At 50.1% G+C, this 17,176-nt stretch carries 13 protein-coding genes; 5 read left to right on the top strand and 8 right to left on the bottom strand.

The window, feature by feature from the left end:
• Window positions 1–5 precede the first annotated feature (5 nt).
• The 4 genes from BM415_RS17230 to BM415_RS17215 form a co-directional block, all read right to left on the bottom strand.
• The gene (locus BM415_RS17230; RefSeq protein WP_091160147.1) at window positions 6–1,523 is read right to left on the bottom strand and encodes a DUF4127 family protein; all 1,518 of its coding nucleotides are present in this window, start codon (window positions 1,521–1,523) and stop codon (window positions 6–8) included.
• Window positions 1,524–1,928: 405 nt separating this feature from the next.
• Window positions 1,929–2,810 carry a carbohydrate ABC transporter permease gene (locus tag BM415_RS17225; RefSeq protein WP_091160145.1) on the bottom strand — a complete coding sequence of 294 codons (882 nt, stop codon included), beginning with the start codon at window positions 2,808–2,810 and terminating at the stop codon, window positions 1,929–1,931.
• A complete protein-coding gene (locus tag BM415_RS17220; protein ID WP_091160143.1) occupies window positions 2,810–3,688 on the bottom strand; it encodes a carbohydrate ABC transporter permease in 879 nt (292 codons plus the stop codon). Before BM415_RS17220 ends, BM415_RS17225 begins: the two co-directional genes overlap by 1 nt.
• A gap of 98 nt (window positions 3,689–3,786) precedes the next feature.
• A complete protein-coding gene (locus BM415_RS17215; RefSeq protein WP_091160142.1) occupies window positions 3,787–5,100 on the bottom strand; it encodes an ABC transporter substrate-binding protein in 1,314 nt (437 codons plus the stop codon).
• Window positions 5,101–5,530: 430 nt separating this feature from the next.
• Between BM415_RS17215 and BM415_RS17210 the strand changes: the two genes are divergently transcribed.
• The 5 genes from BM415_RS17210 to BM415_RS17190 all read left to right on the top strand — a co-directional run bounded on the left by BM415_RS17210 (window position 5,531) and on the right by BM415_RS17190 (window position 10,634).
• Window positions 5,531–6,490: an MraY family glycosyltransferase gene (locus BM415_RS17210; RefSeq protein ID WP_091160140.1), complete on the top strand. Its 960-nt coding sequence runs from the start codon at window positions 5,531–5,533 to the stop codon at window positions 6,488–6,490.
• 193 nt (window positions 6,491–6,683) lie between these two features.
• Entirely contained in the window at window positions 6,684–7,880 is a 1,197-nt protein-coding gene (locus BM415_RS17205; protein WP_091160139.1) for a hypothetical protein, read from the top strand.
• An 11-nt stretch (window positions 7,881–7,891) separates the two neighbouring features.
• Window positions 7,892–8,641: a glycosyltransferase gene (locus tag BM415_RS17200; RefSeq protein ID WP_091160137.1), complete on the top strand. Its 750-nt coding sequence runs from the start codon at window positions 7,892–7,894 to the stop codon at window positions 8,639–8,641.
• Between the two features lie 2 nt (window positions 8,642–8,643).
• On the top strand, window positions 8,644–9,987 hold the full coding sequence (locus BM415_RS17195; protein WP_091160136.1) for a glycosyltransferase family 4 protein: 1,344 nt from the start codon (window positions 8,644–8,646) through the stop codon (window positions 9,985–9,987).
• Entirely contained in the window at window positions 9,984–10,634 is a 651-nt protein-coding gene (locus BM415_RS17190; RefSeq protein ID WP_091160134.1) for a class I SAM-dependent methyltransferase, read from the top strand. The genes BM415_RS17195 and BM415_RS17190 overlap by 4 nt, the downstream gene beginning before the upstream one ends.
• 40 nt (window positions 10,635–10,674) lie before the next feature.
• On the opposite strand, the gene BM415_RS17185 is transcribed toward BM415_RS17190, so the two are convergent.
• The 4 genes from BM415_RS17185 to BM415_RS24785 form a co-directional block, all read right to left on the bottom strand.
• Entirely contained in the window at window positions 10,675–12,648 is a 1,974-nt protein-coding gene (locus tag BM415_RS17185; protein ID WP_170862527.1) for a tetratricopeptide repeat-containing glycosyltransferase family 2 protein, read from the bottom strand.
• 17 nt (window positions 12,649–12,665) lie between these two features.
• Window positions 12,666–14,489: a glycosyltransferase gene (locus tag BM415_RS17180; RefSeq protein ID WP_170862526.1), complete on the bottom strand. Its 1,824-nt coding sequence runs from the start codon at window positions 14,487–14,489 to the stop codon at window positions 12,666–12,668.
• The gene (locus tag BM415_RS17175; RefSeq protein ID WP_091160129.1) at window positions 14,482–16,668 is read right to left on the bottom strand and encodes a TPR domain-containing glycosyltransferase; all 2,187 of its coding nucleotides are present in this window, start codon (window positions 16,666–16,668) and stop codon (window positions 14,482–14,484) included. Before BM415_RS17175 ends, BM415_RS17180 begins: the two co-directional genes overlap by 8 nt.
• A gap of 84 nt (window positions 16,669–16,752) precedes the next feature.
• Window positions 16,753–17,176 (bottom strand): DUF6385 domain-containing protein (locus BM415_RS24785; protein WP_244533506.1); only part of this gene is annotated, 424 nt, incomplete at its 5' end.

Below are 17,176 nucleotides of genomic sequence, written 5' to 3'. Positions count from 1 at the left end.
CTGATTCATACGGCATGATATTTCACTTTCAGTCCAACTTCAAAGGTACGATTCCACGGCATGTAACAATCCATAATCTCAATTCGGCCCTCCGGACCGTTGATCTTCTCCTCCAATACCTGAGCAAGCCGCTGTTCGACGCGTTCTGCCACCTTGCCCCGCGGACCATCCAACAGAAATTTGTTGTAGCCCATCTCTTCCACAACTCCCGCATTCATTTCCTTGCGAACCGCAGCACAGTAGCATGCATCTTCCGCATAACGAAGCGCGAGGAAATCAAGATGCTCCTGAGTTCGCCCGTACAGTGTATAAATGAGAGCCTGCGAGATGACGGTTCCAAGTGAATTCGAGCTGGTGTTCCAGGCTGCATAGCCTGCCAGATCAAACAGAATGCCTTTTTGACGCAGCATTTTGACCAGCTTGAGATCTGCACCGTTCGCATAGCCCACATCTGCAACGGCTACAGCTTTGCCTTGCTCCTTCATCATGTAGGCTCCATACTCGATCAGCTCCATTAAATTGCGGTAGACATCATAGCTGAAAAATGGATGCTCCTGCGACACTGCCTCCATCATTGTCTCACCCGGTGTGCTGGCAAGCAAAATAAGATCCGCTTCACTCGCACTGGAAGCAATTAAAGCTCCTGCTGCTGTGATCTGATACTTTAGTGTCTCGTAGAAAAATCGATCTTCATATACCGGTGTAACAAATGCACCTTGAATAGAGGATAGTCTAGGGTATACAAGCGGCTTTACTCCCTTAGCCTCGTTTAACATCCGAGTTATCAGCGTACAGCCGACTTCATCAGCCCCAGGATACATATAAGCCTTTAGCTCCAGGTCCAGCTCACTGATCCGCTGTCTCGCCACCTGCTGATCTTTCGCCGTATATCCATACGGTGCTGAGTCATCCTGCGGGAAGATGAGGAAGTCAATGACCCCATCCTTCACCAAGTCCAGTACTGCCCGGTTAGCCTGGATATTGATGCTTCTTCTTCCCAAATAATCATCCAGCACCTCCTTTGGAAGGCGGCTGTTAATATCCTTGAGCTCTTCAAGCTCCTCCTCTGTGGCTATATTCAGCTCCTCTCGGTGACTAATATAGCCTTTGCGGAAAATTTCACGTCCCCAATCCGCATAATAATCCGGCTCTTCATCCGATATGGAATACTGCGGACAGCGCATAATGAGCTGAAATGCGAAAATTTTGAGATTCAAATGCTGCTCTTTGAGCTTGCGCAGCCTTGTAAGCCTTGCGATGAGCTCATCTTCCGTAAATTCATGAAGTCTGGAAGGGATTATTCCTCCGTATAAAAGGGTATCCAGTGCGATGACAGCTCCTCCTGCACCCTTGGCCTTCTCTTCAAGCCAGGTCCACAGCTGTTCAATATCGCCCGGTCTTTTTTTCAGTCCGAGCATGGACAGTGGAGGCCGCTCTGCTGTGAGCTCCGTGCCCTCTGCCAGCATGTACGGAAATTCATAGTTGCATGGCCTTTCGTCGAGTGGGACAAAGATGGTGTGCATAGTTTTCACGCTCCTGAACGCTCGTATTCTGACTTCTGGACGCTCCTGTTCTGACTTCTTCGCTCCGACTTGTTTTGAATGCGGAGTCATGGCTTCGGAGTTGTTCATGCATTCAAAGCCAAAAGTCGCTCAGAATCCAGAACACTCGCTTGGCGCTAAGGTGTGGCGGGTTGGCTTCGCCTCACCCTTGCCCTGATATTAGTTAGTTAAGAGATGAAAGATTAAGAATACTTGAAAACCTTTTAGCCTTCGGCGTGGCTCTGTCTTTCCTTACAGGGACAGAGAAGTTCTGAACCCTTGCAGCTTTCGGCATGGCTCTGTCTTCCCTCACGGGACAGAGAAGTTCTGAACCCCTGCAGCCTTCGGCGTGGCTCTGTCCCTCTTCCTTCGGGACAGAGGCAGCTTCTAACCCTTCACCGCTCCGGCGATTCCCTCCATATAGTATCGCTGGGTGAACAGGAACACGACGATGATCGGAATTACCGAGATCATCGTGCCAGCGGCGATCCAGCCGAAGTTATACGAGAACTGACCGTTCAGCGTTGTCAATGCAGACGCTAGCGGATATTTCAATGGGTCATCGAGAATGACCATGGGCCACAGGAAGCTGTTCCAGAACGACATGAACTCCAGCAGGGCAATAACGGCAATCCCTGGCTTCACCAGCGGCAATATCAGCTGCCACCAAATACGAAATTCGGAGGCGCCATCGATCTTTCCAGAATCGCGCACATCAATCGGGATGTTCAGGAATGTCTGCCGCATTAGGAAGATGTTGAAGACAGACACCGCCGCAGGCAGAACAACACCCAGGTATGAGCCGCCTAGTCCCAAATCCTGAATGGTCAGGTAATGCACGATCATCGCGGTGGAGGATGGGATAATCATCGTTGCAATCAAGGTAACAAACACGAAGTTCCGCCCCTTAAATCGGAATACAGCGAGCGGGTACCCTGTCATGCATGACAAAATGATATTGAACACCACACCCAGCACTGTAATTACAACCGTGTTCCACATATACCTCGGGAAGTTCATGAACTGCCATACCTGTACATAGTTCTCAAAATCAATAAAGGTCGGAAAGATGGCCGGTGGTGACGAGAAAATATTACGGCCCGGCATTAGCGACACGCTCAGCAGCCATAAGAACGGTCCCATCATAAAGATAGCCAGGAGGAACAGCATCAGGTACGTAATGGCCATGCGGATGATCCGTGCAGTCTTTTTCTTGCGCCTGCTCGTCTCCATCAACTTGTCAGCTTCGATTAACTTAACGGTCTCCATCAGTATGAATTGACACCGCCCTTCTGGTTCAGCTTAAACACGATGACACTAAGTCCGCCAATCAGCACACTCACAATGAGTCCCAGCGCAGAGGCATAGCCGAAATTGAATTGCTCCAGTCCTTTTTCAAAAATATACACGCTTGATACCAGCGTCGAGGTTCCCGGTCCGCCCTTGGTCAAGATATATACCTCGTCAAATACACGTACCGCCCCCATCACGGAGATCAAGGAACAGAAAAAGATATGTGGCCGCAGGAGTGGTAATGTAATCGACCAAATGAGCTGCATTCGGTTCGCTCCATCCACTCTCGCTGCCTCGTAGAGGTCATTCGGAATGCCCTGTAGACCTGCGAGATACAGCATCATGTAATATCCGAGTGCTTTCCACATCGTAATAAACATGAGCGTAGCCAGTGCCGTCTCGCTGGTTGACAGCCAGGATACCTGCTCACTAATGATTCCCACCTTCATCAGCAGGTAATTGACGACCCCATTGCTGCTCAGCAGCCAGCTCCAAATCAGGGCTACAGCAACCATAGAGGTGACAACAGGAATGTAATAAGCCGCACGGAAGAGCTTAATCCCAGGAATTCGACTGTTCACAAGAATCGCCATTAATATAGAAAAAATCTGAATAAACGGAACCACGATGACGTACAGCAGTGAGTTCCATAAGGAAATGGTGAAGTTCTTATCCAGGAATGCATTCTTGAAGTTGTCCAAACCGATATACTTTGTTTCCCCAATGACGGAATAATTCGTTAAGGACAGTGGTATTCCATAAATAATCGGCCAAAATACAAACACGGCTATAATGAGTAAACCTGGGGTCATGAATGCCCAGGCTGCAAAAGATTCAGAACGAACCCACCTCATTTGCATTCCCCCCTTGTGAATTAGATGAGGCAAGAAACACATTCCTTGCCTCACTTAACGTCATTCCAGTTGTTCTTATGCCTGCCCTTCCTTGCTTGCTACTGCTTCAGGATATTGTTCACTTCGGCCTCAACTGCATCCAGTGTGGCCTGAATTTCTTTACCGTTCAGCAAGATCTCCTGCAGTCCGCGTGCAATCGCAGAGTTGATATCGCCTGCATTCGGTACGCCGACCATATAGTCTGTCGCTTCCGTGAGGCTTTGGCTCGATGCCAGCTTCGCTTCGGCTTCAAGCGATCCATCGGATTCCTTGAAGAATGGATCTTCAACGGACTCCTTCGTGGAAGGCAGTGTATTGGCTACTTTGGAGAAGGCGGTTTGATTGGCTGCATTGGTAATAAATTTGGCAAACTCAGCCGCTTCCTCTGGATGCTCGGTTTTGGAAGGTACGACAATGTTCATGGAGTTGGACAATCTAAGGCCTGCTTTGCCTGTCGGCAAAGATACAGCAATCGTGTTCTCATATACATCAGGTGCGGACGTTTTGATAAAATTGATGAAGGTTGGTCCGGCGAGTACAAAGGCGGTCTGTTCTGCCGAATAGAACTGGATCTGTTTGGAGAATTCAGCATCCTCCTTCACCACCAGACCTTCCTCCATCAACCCCTGCAGGTTCTCGATCATAGCCACCATTTCAGGCGTGTTGAACGCAGCTGCGGTCTTGTCTTCGTTCAGGATCTGAATACCGTCGATCGGCAGGAGCTTCGAGACGAGCTGCACAGCGTATCCGGCTTTGCCGGTCTTTTCTTTAACCGTACGAGCCCACTCTGCCAGTTCCTCTCTGGTTTGCGGCGGATTTGCCGGATCGAGTCCAGCCTCCTCCACTATTTTCTTGTTCATGAACAGCACTTCGGTACCGGTGTACCATGGGAGAGCATAAGCTTTGTCATTAATGATGGTGGAATTGAAGATTCCGTCAAAATATACGGCCTTCTCTTCATCAGTGAGGTGTTCGTTCAGGTCAGCCAGCGCACCCTTGGTACCCATTTGACTGGCAAATTCGGTGTTAAGGTTCACGACATCCGGACTCTCATTATTCGCTGTCGTCGTCAGCAGCTTCTGCGTGATCGCATCAAACGGAAAATCACTCCATTTAATCGTCACATTCTCATGTGCTGCCTCGTACTCCTCGATCAATCCGTTAAAATAGTCGTTAAACGTAGGTTGAAGGGCAATGGTCCAGAATTCAAGCTCAATCGGCTCACTGACTTCTTCCGTTCCTCCTGATCCAGGATCAGCAGGCGCCGGGTCAGCTCCATTATTTCCGCCTCCACCACTGCATGCACTGAGCAATAACGATAGCAACAACAGGGTTAAACACGACAGCTTGAGACCTCTTCTGCTTCTTCTCATTCCTTTTTCCCCCTTCATAGTAGACAAGAGTCACTTGCGAAGAGAAAGACGTATGATGTGATAAAAAGCACGGAAGTTTTACCTTTCGCTTCTCTTTGTGGGAAATTATAGCAAACAAAACCAAAATAAAAAAGATTTTTTCCTAAATTTATTTAAAAAGCGGAATATTTTTTCTTTTGTACTAACACGCTCTTGTTACTCGGAATATAAGCGGCTGAAGAAAACAATCGACAATTCCCGAAACAAACAGCTATAATTTGAATAAATCATTAATAAGGTGAAGTTGAAACTATATAGACAAACAAAACCATTTTGATCTATATATACCCTTGATTTAAGCAACTAAAGGTATTATGAAATTGATTCAATGGATGAATAATACATCTAGTGATCTGTCTAAAAAATGCTGAAAAGTGGTGATTTCTGTTCCATGCTGTACGCTGGTGCTTTTATCGTATCTTTGCTGATTGTCGTGCTGCTCATTCCTCCGCTAGGAAGGATCGCTCTTAAGATTGATTTCGTGGACAAGCCAAGAGAGAATGAGGAGCGCAAGCTGCACAAGAAACCAATCCCGCTTACCGCAAGCTATGCGATTTTTGCCGGATTTTTCATCACCTATCTGCTATTCTCGGGCGAATATACTTGGCAGACGGCAGCCTTGTTTACCGGAGGACTGCTCCTGCTCGTCATTGGAACTGTCGATGATTGGTACAAGACCCGAGGCAAGGACTTTCCTGCTCTGCCCAAAATGCTCGTTCAAGTGTCGGCTGCTGTCATTGTATATTTTGCAGGTATTCGTTTTACCGGATTCTATAACCCCTTCAGCGAGGAATACATCTCTCTTCCTGTTTGGCTTCAATTTACATTGACCATTCTGTGGATCTTCGGCGTCACCACGGTCATTAACTTCTCCGATGGGATGGACGGGCTTGCGGGAGGATTATCAGCGATCTCGGGGACGACGTTGTTTATCGTGGCATTAACAATGGGACAGAGCCACTCGGCCATGCTCGCAATCGTACTTGTTGGTGTAACTGCAGGCTACTTAAAATTCAACAAACCGCCGGCCAAAGTGTTCATGGGAGATGCGGGAGCGACGTTCCTCGGGTTTATTCTCGCCGTCATCGCCTTGGATGGGGCATTCAAGCAGGCAACGATTCTATCCATCCTTATTCCGATTCTGGCATTAGGTGTTCCGATCTTCGATAACCTGTTTGTCGTCATCAAGCGTTTCCTGGAAGGAAAAGCGATCTATCAGGCAGATGCGAGCCAGGCTCATTACAGATTATTGAGAGCAGGCCTGACCCATAAGCAGACCCTGGCAGTCTTATGTCTCGTGAGTGTATGTCTGTGCTTGTCCTCGATCATTCTGATGCTGGTACAGATTTAAGCATAAGTTCATATCAACAAGAGCATGGTCCCTGAGTCCTCACTCAGATCATGCTTTTTTTGTGTACTTGGAAGCCGCCGCTCCTAATGCGTTGCATAAGAAATTGTTCATGAACCTCCCTCTGCTCCCATACAGTATATAGATGCAGGCAGCAGCCTACGTATCAGTATAACTATTTAAGGAGCGGATGAAGTTGGACACTCTTCAATTTGTCATATTTCCACCACCCAACACAGCAGATCCGATACTGAAGCGACTTCTAGCCCTTCTCTGTGAGTCAGCCCCTGTATACTATGTTACAAGCCGATCCAAAGTGGAATTCCATGAACACTCCGAACCGGGGCAGCCAGCTTGGCCCGAGGCATTGAATTATGTACTCAGGAGCGAGCTGGCACAGCTCTGGAATGAGAATACTATTGCATTCGTGGCCCATCCATACTGGGTCCATGCAGTGGCCTCCCTGCATCCGAAGCACATTATTACATATGAGTCTGCCCATCTTGATAAGTCGAATGAAGGACTTTATATAGCATGTATGCAGCAATTGACGGCGTTATCCCAGCTTATATGCTCTGCTTCGGAGATGAAATGTCTGGACTGGTCCTTCCGAGGTTTCTCCGCATTGCTCCTTCAGGAGGAATCGACCGTCTATGATGTGCTTTTTCAGGAAGCCGTTCATGAGCTTACAGGCAGTTCACTCACAGCGGTGCATCGTCGTCAGTGGTCGGAGCGAGCTGCTTATTATGAATCGTTACGAGAACAATCCGGTCCTCATGAGACGGTCTCCTTCCTGTTGTCGGTCTATATGTACTTACTGGAGGATAAGAAGTCCCTTCGCTATGCAGAGGAGGCCTTCCTGCAGGCTGTCATGCAGGGCAGAAATAACGCTCTGATTACGCACTATAGATTTATCTCGGCCATCTATGCACAGCAGGGCAATCTTAGTCAGGCTGTCAACACTTACGGAATTACAGCTTATAGTGATGCGGACATGAATAAATATCATTCCCTTCTTCAGTTAATGGCCGATGGGCAAGAAACGGCTGCCTTGTTCCATATCTATCGATTCAATGATGATTATCGCGCAGCCTTATCCATGCTGGACCTGCTGCCGGAGCAAAATGCAAGACATCTATCCTTTCAGCTGTACCGGGAAACAGGCCGCCTGGAAAAAGCACTCGGAGAGGTTGCAGCCTCCGATCTGCAAACCGAGCAGGACCGAAGGGAATTCCGCATACTGTCAGGCAGTGTAGAAGCAATGAGAGGTGACCGGCATACCGCAATCCGCCTGTTCATGGAAGCTGCCGAGAGCGATGAGGATGCGCTCGTGCAAATTTTGGCACTGGATGCGCTCGATGAGGAGCTTCGAATTCTGGAGCAAGGGAGCTGAGCCTAGAGACGATGACAATATCCAATTCACCACCTATATCGCCTGTCCGGAAAAAGGAAAACAATAAGTTGACGGCCATGCTTCAAGTTCGTAATGAAGGCGGCCGCTATTTGGAGGAAGTGCTTGAGGATCTCTCTACCTTCGTGGATAACATCGTGATTGTAGACGATGCAAGCACAGACCACACACTTGAAATATGCAAATCCTGCGCCAAGGTAGAGAAGCTGGTTACTCTGGCAGCGTCTCTGTTTGATGAGGAGTGGAAGCTCCGCTCAATCCTGTGGCAGACCACGGTCTCTACTTCACCCGACTGGATACTTGCCGTTGATGCCGACGAGCTATATGAAGAACGTGCGAAGCGGAGTATTCGAAACCTGATTAATCAGGATCGGTACGATTGGGTCAGCTTCCGATTATATGATCTGTGGGGGAGCAGGCAGTATTATCGGGAGGATGAGCTGTGGCAGGCGCATCGCCGGCAGACCATGACGCTTGTCCGCTATTTTCCAGGCTTCCCTTATCCCTATCCCGAAAGGGCGCATCATGTTCCCCGTCTGCCATCCACCTGCGCTGCTCTGCAGGGATTAACGACAGATCTGCGGATCAAGCATTTGGGCTGGGCAGGACCACTTGAGGAGCGCGTTCAGAAGTACATCCGTTACAAAAAGCTCGATCCAGAAGGCAAATGGGGGAATACTGCGCAGTATGAATCCATTCTGGATCTTTCCCCAAGCCTCGTGGAGTGGAAGGAGGAGATCTAAGCATGGGGTATATTAGTGTGCTTACGCATAGCTTCGCAGATGGCTATAATCGTGACTTCGAGCGGCTGTTTGGCGGCGGGCTGGAACGGTACATTTTTCGGCTGTGTCAGGTTATTCGAGATATCGGCCATGTCCCGGAAGTGCACCAGCTCTCCTACTACGAGGCATTCCACAAAACCATAGAAGAGATCGAGGTGTTCGGTTACCCCTATGATCCGGACCATATACCACAAGCTTTTGACGAGATGGCCTCTCGCGCCCGCGGTCCGCTCATCTATGCTAGCTGCATATGGCACCCGCTGAACTATGCTCCGGGCAGCCTGGGTATCTGCCACGGCATTAACTGGGATCGTCATAACCTGCCGGCAACTGCCAAAAGTGAGATTGCCGGCTCCATTCAAAGGGCTCTAGACCAGCTCGATACCCTTGTGTCGGTTGATTCGCACTTTCTTACCTACTGTCGCGCCGCATGCACCTATCAGAATCCCCATCAGGTTGTGCTCATTCCGAACAGTGTAGATACCCATTATTTCAAGCCTGTGCACCTAATGCACGGAGACGCCGAAGAGGACAAGGCGATTGATGAAGAAGCACTGCGCAAAAAAGTAAAGGGCCGGACTGCCTACCTTCATCATGTAGACGAAGAGCAAGACGAAGATCTCCAAGATAATGATCTCAATGAAGACTTCCATCTTCCCGCTGACTTCAACGCTGCGATAGAAGCATCGGATCTGCAGGCTGCTGACGCTGCCTCTAACCAGAAGAGCATCCGGCTCTTATTCCCAAGAAGAATCAGCCTGGAACGAGGCATCATTCCTATGATGCTGGCCAGTGATCGTCTGCTAGGCGCCTATCCCTCTCTCGTCATTGAATTTGCAGGCGAGCGGGTTGAGGGCAGCACGATAGGAAAGACATTCGAGATATGGAGAAAGCATCATCCGCACAAAGATCGTATATTTGCGAAAAGGTACACATTTGATGAAATGCTGCTGACCTATCAGCAAGCGGATATCGCAGTGATTCCGACGATCTTCTCAGAAGGAACCTCCTATGCCTGTCTTGAGGCCATGAGCTGCGGGCTCCCCGTTGTCGCAGGCAATGTCGGAGGATTAAATGATATCGTCCAGGACGGACTAAATGGACTGTCTGTTCCTCCGGTAGAAGAGAACATTGTAGCCGCCATATGCAGGCTGATCGATGATGATGAGCTCAGACATCGAATGGGTAATCAGGCAAGACAAACTGCACTTGCTTATGATGATCGCAAGTGGGAACTTGCCTGGAAAACGGTGCTTCAAAACCACCTCAGCCGCAAGGCCCGGAAGGAGCGTATACTGCTGCGATGACACTCGACTCAAGATATATACGGCGTGATGATGGGCGGATGGATACTGTTCTTGTTCCATTGCATCCAGCCTGGTGGAGCAGACCATATGAATATGCTTGGGCCCGTCAATTCGCTCATGCGGAAGATACTGTACTGGACGCTGCCTCCGGCATTCCTCATCCTTTCAAATTCTGGCTCGTCGACCGTGTGCGTAAAGTATACGCCTGTGATCTGGACCCGCGAATCTTATCAAATGAAGCGATCCGATCCGCAGTCGCGGACGATTTTGGCATTCAAATATCGAGAATTCTGCCAGAGCATTACATCGAGAATGTTGAACGGGCCCAGGCCGATTTAGCTGCACTGCCTTATCCGGATGAGCAATTTGATACAGTTTACTGCATTTCTGTACTGGAGCATTTAGATCCTTCCACACGGCTGAAATCGCTCCAGGAATTTGCCCGGGTTCTGAGACCTGACGGCAGACTCGTGCTCACTTTTGATGTGCCTGAAATTGAGCCGGAACAGCTTACCACTCTCCTATCCGAAGCAGATCTGGCTATAGATGGTCCGCTGAGCACCGAACGGCCTGAAGATGCTGTATACACAACCATGTATGGTCCAGCCATCTACTGCTTCCGGGCTCTGATCAAAAAGAGAGCATAACGGTCACTTGTGGTGGCCAGACCGTCCGCAAATGACCGGCTTATATCAGCATAAGCTGTGTTGCTGCTTGGAATCTGGCTTCAGCGCGCTGAAGCTTCTGCTTCATGACTAGCTCTAATGCGTTCCATCCGTATTGGGCTGCTTCTATAGGAGATGCGGGTTTATGCTTCAGAATCTGGGCTGCCTCCTGCTCAAAGTTCGAGAGACCTGCACCCTCCTCCCCCTTCTCCATGAAGCTGGCTCTCAGGGCAAGCCTCATAAACAGCTGTATGCGCTGCACCGCTCGGTCAGGTGAATCTCCTTCCTGCTCAGCGGCGCCGGATTGATGTTCTGACGCCCCCTCCATGTATGCTGCTTCGGATCCGGCTGGCATCTCCATCATTTCTCGGTCACCACCTGGCTCCTGCAGCAAGGAATAGAGCTTCCTGCGGACAGACAGCGGGGCATGCAGCAGTCCTGATCTTGCTGAAGGAGACAGCTGAGCCAGCACAGCAGCCGGCTCCTCTACCTCTTGCAGCCAGACAGTGAATCCAGTCCATGCCCCCAGCCGGATGAATGCTTCGGCTTGCTCCCCCATCCAACGACTATTATCCACTGTAACGGATAGGCCAGGATCGCAGCTGAGCAGCTGCCCTCTGCCAGCAGCATCTAGGCAAAGCGCTTGAAGATATATCTCTTGCGCCATGTCCCGATGAGTATGCCATGGTTGAAGCATCCTTGCCGCAACACGCCGCTCCCCAAGCTGAGCCAGTAGGATGGCTTCTGCCCAAGGCGTGGTTATAAAGGCTTCTTGCATCCAGGATTTCTGTTTCAATATCCACACAGATTGCTGCATATCAAGCATCTGATATAGAACAACATGCTGCACCTTCGCTGCAAGTCCCCTTTTTCCAATCCAATGCTCTACCTTAGTGAGCTCATCGCTGCATACAGCAAGCGGAATCCAGCGCTGCCAAGCCGGCACATAATCAGGGTTTGCCTCCACGGCTTTCTCGTAAGCTTCACAAGCAAGCTTCCATTCCCCCCTACGCTCATAGACGATCCCTGTAAGATAAGAGGAACGATAGGTACCTGCGCCTGACACGGAGGTATATTCCCTGCTTCGACTTATGTTAGACAGTACATCCAGCGCCTCATCGTCTCTCCCCAGATCCATAAGCAGAACGGCCCTCAGCTCCTGTAAATCCGCAAACCCCGGGTACCTGGCTATCCCTTCTTCCACCTTCTTTACCGCTTGATGCAGCTCTCCCTTCTCACGTAGAGCAAACATCGTCTTAAGAAATACATCCGAAGCATATCCGCTCTCCGCCGGCACCTCATCCAGAAGCGGCTCCAGTATTCGAATGGCAGCATCATAATCTCCCAGCTGAAAATATTCCGTACCCAGAGCATACTGCAATACTGCACTGTCCGGCTCCTGCAGCAAAGCTTCGTTAATGAGCTGGAAATTTCGTTCGCTTTTATTCTTCCGTTTAATGATCTCATCAAGATACCCATAATGCAGGAGCTGAAGCCCTGAGGTTCTAAGCGCATTTGCTCCGAGTGCAAGTATAGAGGTGACCGCTTCTTCATGAATACGGCCTTTGAACTGAATTCTCGTGTCGTTCCGGAAGATCCGGCAGGCACTGTCCGTTACGGACTCCTCTCCATAACGACCAAGCAGGCTCCTGATCTCCACCTCAAATCCATATACCTCTTCACTTGCTTCGAGTAATGAAAAGAGCCGGTTCTGCTGACCTTCAGCCCATTGTTCATCCGCATCCATGATCAAGACCCAGGGCTGTGTTGCATGGCGAAGTGATTCATTCCGTGCTGCAGCAAAATCCGATTTCCATTCCATAAGGACAACCGTTGCTCCATACTTTCTAGCGATATCGATACTTCGGTCGGTGGACCCGGTATCGACGATGATCATTTCGGAGACGACACTCGCTACCGAAGCCAGACACTGCTCCAGAAACAGCTCCTCATCACGAACAATCATACATAAGGAAATAGGTAATTTGTTATTCATGCCCCGCGCCCTCCTCATCAATGATGACCATCGCTCCATGGCATGGTAAGTCGAAGTCGCTGGATGATTCGCCAGTCCTTGCCTCGATGCTCCTGCCCGCGCTGAAGTGTGGTCATATGGGCCAAATGATGGTCCGCAGCGCTGATCATCGTATGGAGGAGCATATTGACCCCGGACATAGAATTTAATTCGCTCTCTTGTAAGCCTTGGTCAACCGCTTCGATCCAGCCTTCTAGAACCGATGAGTACAGCTCCTGCCTCTCCGCATTCATCGCCGCCTGGCACAAGCTCGCCAGTGAACTCCATATCTGCGGCAGCTTCTCCCGATGGGTGCCCGCAGGTACACCTTGTTCGGCTCTGCCGCCCAATGCTTCCGATAGGGAAAGCTTATTCCGAAGCAGCTGAATGGCTGGATCTTGATAAGCCTCATCCTTACTTCGTATGTCCATACTCCAGTTCATAAGCTCAGATAGAGAAGAGGAGGACGGGATTTGGGCTTTGCGCAGCAATCGCCCGGCCTGCTTCCATTCCCCCGCTTTCCACATGGCTTCCAGTCGATGGACACGAATCTGCTTTCGAGCATGCGGAGGACTCTCCCGCTCCATCTGGTGCAGTATATCTATCACTGACGAATAGCAGCCGCATTCATTCAGAATGTGAATCACTTTCCATGTGCTCTCCGGTGTCGAGAATGAAAACCTCGCCTGAAGCAGTTCCGGAATGTGTTCTTCTTGAAGTGCAGCCTGCATAATCCGAAATATCCGATAGAGCGGCGGAGTTAAGCTTGGCTTGCAGCGAATGGCTTTCACATAGCAGTCAACTGCCTCATCCAGTGCCTCCCGCTTCTCTGCATTTAATCCCAGCAGGTAATACGTCTGATAGGTGCCGATTCCCTCTTCCGTATGATATAGATCAGGTGCCGGGCCTATACGCAGTGCTTCCCTGAGGGCAGATTCCGCCTGCTTCTCCCTGCCGAATGCCTCCTCGGTCAACGCTCGGCAGTGCAATAGGTCGGTGTAATCCGGATACAGCTGCAGTCCCTTCATAATCTGCGCCTCCGCTTCTTCCCACCTGCCAAGCGCCTGCAGACATCGAATCTCGTATTTAAGCACCAGATGCGCATAGCTCGCCTTTATCGGATCAAGGCCATTCCACGATTGGCGAAAAGAGCTTAATGCTTCCTCCAATCGGCCGATCCTCAGCCATTCAACCCCCATGTTATAACGGTGAAAAGGATTACCCGGGTCCTCAGCAATCACCTGTTGAAGAAGGCGTGTATTTCGGCTGACCTTGTCTTTTTCCAGCACGATCTCTTCACTGTAGCCGTAATGATGGATGATCATGTCTGTCATATGAAAATGCGCCTTCGGATTATGGCTCACAATGGATTCAGCGATTTGCTCATGAATGCGGCCGGAAAAACGATGCTCCGGGTGATTGCGAAACATCCGCAGTACAGGATTAATGGTGACACCGCCTGATCCGTTGCCGGTGTAATTGTGAATTTGCAGAAAAAATCCGTCTACTCCCTTCTGTGTGCTCCATAATGGAAGCTCCGCCCTCGCCTTGTCATCCAAAATTTCATCTGCATCCAGAAACAGAATCCAATCCCCTGTTGCAGCCGCCAGTCCCCTATTGCGGGCGGCAGCAAAATCATCACACCAATTGAATGGAATTACAGCAGCACCTTGCTGCCTTGCAAGCTGTACCGTCTGATCGGTTGATCCGGTGTCAACCACGATCACCTCATCGACCGCTCCTCTTACACTATTCAAACAAGAAGGTAAGCTGCGTTCTTCGTTCTTGACTATCATGCATAAGGAGACTCGGCCATTAGACATGTTCATTCCTCCGCTCCCGACCGGATCGCCGCGTCTGCCATCCCAGATCCATGATTTGAGCAATAGAATCGCTCAGTTTCTGAGCATCGTTCTGCAGCCCTGAAGCTCCTGGCAGCCGCCCTGCTGAGTGCAGCGTCTGGATTGCAGTGGCGTGGGCCAGCTGCAAGTAACTCGCTGCTGCACCGGCACGGGATTTTTGATGCTGTGGATTTAGCTGGATTGCTCTATCGAACAATGCCGCCGATTTGGCATATAGCTTCTGATCGTACATAAATTCAGCGAGCTCAAACCCTCCATCTGCATCCAGCTGGTCTTGAGCCAGCAGCTCCAGATACTGGTCTACCGCACTCCAGCGGTAACCGTAACGATACAGGATGCCTGCGGTCTGTCTTGATGTGATAAGTCCGGCATCTTTCATTTGAAGAACAAACTTCTTCAATCCGCATTCCGCCGCCCGTTCACACAAGCGGACAGCTAGAGCAGCCAGAGCGGCTTCATCCGTTGAAGCTCCCTCGAATTTTGCATAAGCTGCACCCGCGTCCGTTGCAGCATGCTCAGCATCCACATCGGGTCCGCCTTCGCCGCTCGGATCAGTCTGCTGCTCGCAGGGAAACAATCGGGCTTCAATCTGAAGATACTCTCTTGATTGTGCACCAAGCACACTCACAAGAGTCTCCGGCAGTCTCGCCCCAAGCATCCATTCGGATAAACTCCAATCCATTACCGCCAGCTCCATTGCCAATGCCTTTGCCTCTGCTTCTCTCTTCCCTTCGGTTCCGAACGTAACCGTATCTTCGGCTTCCTTATGATCAGCGGCTTGTGCTTGTGCTTGTTGCAGTAAGTTGATGTGCTGCTGCGCACGCCCGGCTGACCACGGGTAACGCTCTGTCTGCATGAGGCATAAACGCACCCAAGCCTCATCACCTGCCTGAGTGCTGCCCTCAGGCAGAATGGACAATGCAGCTTCATACGCTCCACACAGACTCAGGGCATAGGCTGCTTTGTATAGCATTATCGGATCCGACGGCGTCATCAGCTGCAGTAAGCGATGAGCAATCGTTGCGTCTTTTTCCCCTTGAAGATGTAGAAGATCCGCAAGGCCAAGCGCTGCAGGCATGTATCCCGGGCAATCCTGAAGACTGGAACAATATCGCCTTTCAGCCTGCGTCCATCGCCCTTTGTGCTTATCTATATCTGCCATATGTACCTGCGGCACATAGCTGTTCATTCCCGCGTCAGTAACATAGGAACCAGCTGGCTTTACCTCAAGCGCCGCTTGAAAAGACGCATAGGCGAGATCCATCATGCCTTGTGACTGTTCGATCATCCCGAGCACAACGTGCAGCTCCGCATAATCCGAATAATGAGACAGCTCCGTCAATAACAAAGCTCTCCCCTCGTCGTATAGCTCCAGTGTTTGCAGCAGCTTGGCAAGATCACGAACCAGTGTTGCACGGTAAGGCGCTGCTAATGGGCAGTCCTGCAGTGATTTCCCAAAGGCCTCCTTCGCCTGTTCCCACATGCCAAGCTGACAGCAGGTGACCCCTAGGTTATAGAAATGGAACGAATCCTTCGGATCGATTTCCAATGCTTTTTGAATGAGGCTATGGTTTCGCCTAACTGTTCGTTTCTCCCGAAGAACCGCTGGAAGATAGCCGTAATGCCGCACATGAATCGGACTTTTGACGATACGGGGGTCGGCTACTCCTTCTGGCCTCATGTTGTCATCACGAATAAGCTGTTCATGAATTATTCCCTTATAATAAAAACCGCATCGATTGCGAAACAATCGCTCCGCCTCATAGAACGTCCGATCTTCGGGCTGCATTCCCGTCCAATTCTCCAATTGTATGGTACACACATCAGCAAGTGTCTCCTGTAAAAAAGCCCTGATCTCATCCTGGCCATGCGACAGTTCTTCATCTGCATCCAGCACTAGAATCCAATCGGTCCCCGCCAGTGATATCCCTTCATTCCGTGCCTTTGAGAAATCCTCCTGCCAGGTGCTGCATACGACAACGGCCCCGAACCGCTTGGCGATCTCAATAGATCTGTCTGTAGACCCAGTATCCACAATAACAAGCTCATCCGCGATCGACTGAATGGATGCCAGACAATTTGCAAGGCGTGCTTCCTCGTTACGTATAATCATGTGAACACCTAGTGTAGGCCGTCTCATCTTGTCTTTCCTCCTTCATACGCAAAAAAGGTACAGGCTCCCCGTATATAGAGATTCCCTGTACCTATATGAAATAAGGCTGTCTTATGTTCCTTGTCCGTTAAAAAACACATCAATTGTCGTTGCAGCACCCGGTGTACTTGAACGATAGGCAAGCCGGGTGTATTTGAGAAAGCGCTGGGGCACAAGCACGTCTACCGACCCTGCAGCAATGCCGGTAACTGTATCGACATCGGCAAACCAGTTTGTTCCGTTGGCACTGATCTCTACCCTTGCATCCACACTGTTCGCAGGGCCTGCATTATATACGAAGAAGGAGTACGTTCCGAATACGCTGGTGCTTACCGGACCCAGCGGAGTGAACGCATCCGCTGTAGGAATGCTAAGCACCTGAGTTTCTGTGAAGCTCTTTTGTGAAATGGAGGTAACGCTGCTTAGTGTACCGGCTGTGATCGTTGTGCCTAGTACACTCGTGATTGTACCTGCCGTGATCGTCGCCCCGAGCACA

The sequence above is a fragment of the Paenibacillus sp. 453mf genome, from assembly GCF_900116105.1.
Taxonomy (GTDB): Bacteria; Bacillota; Bacilli; order Paenibacillales; family Paenibacillaceae; genus Paenibacillus; species Paenibacillus provencensis.
Note: the sequence above shows the minus strand (reverse complement) of the source record. Positions and strands in the feature narration are given on the sequence as shown.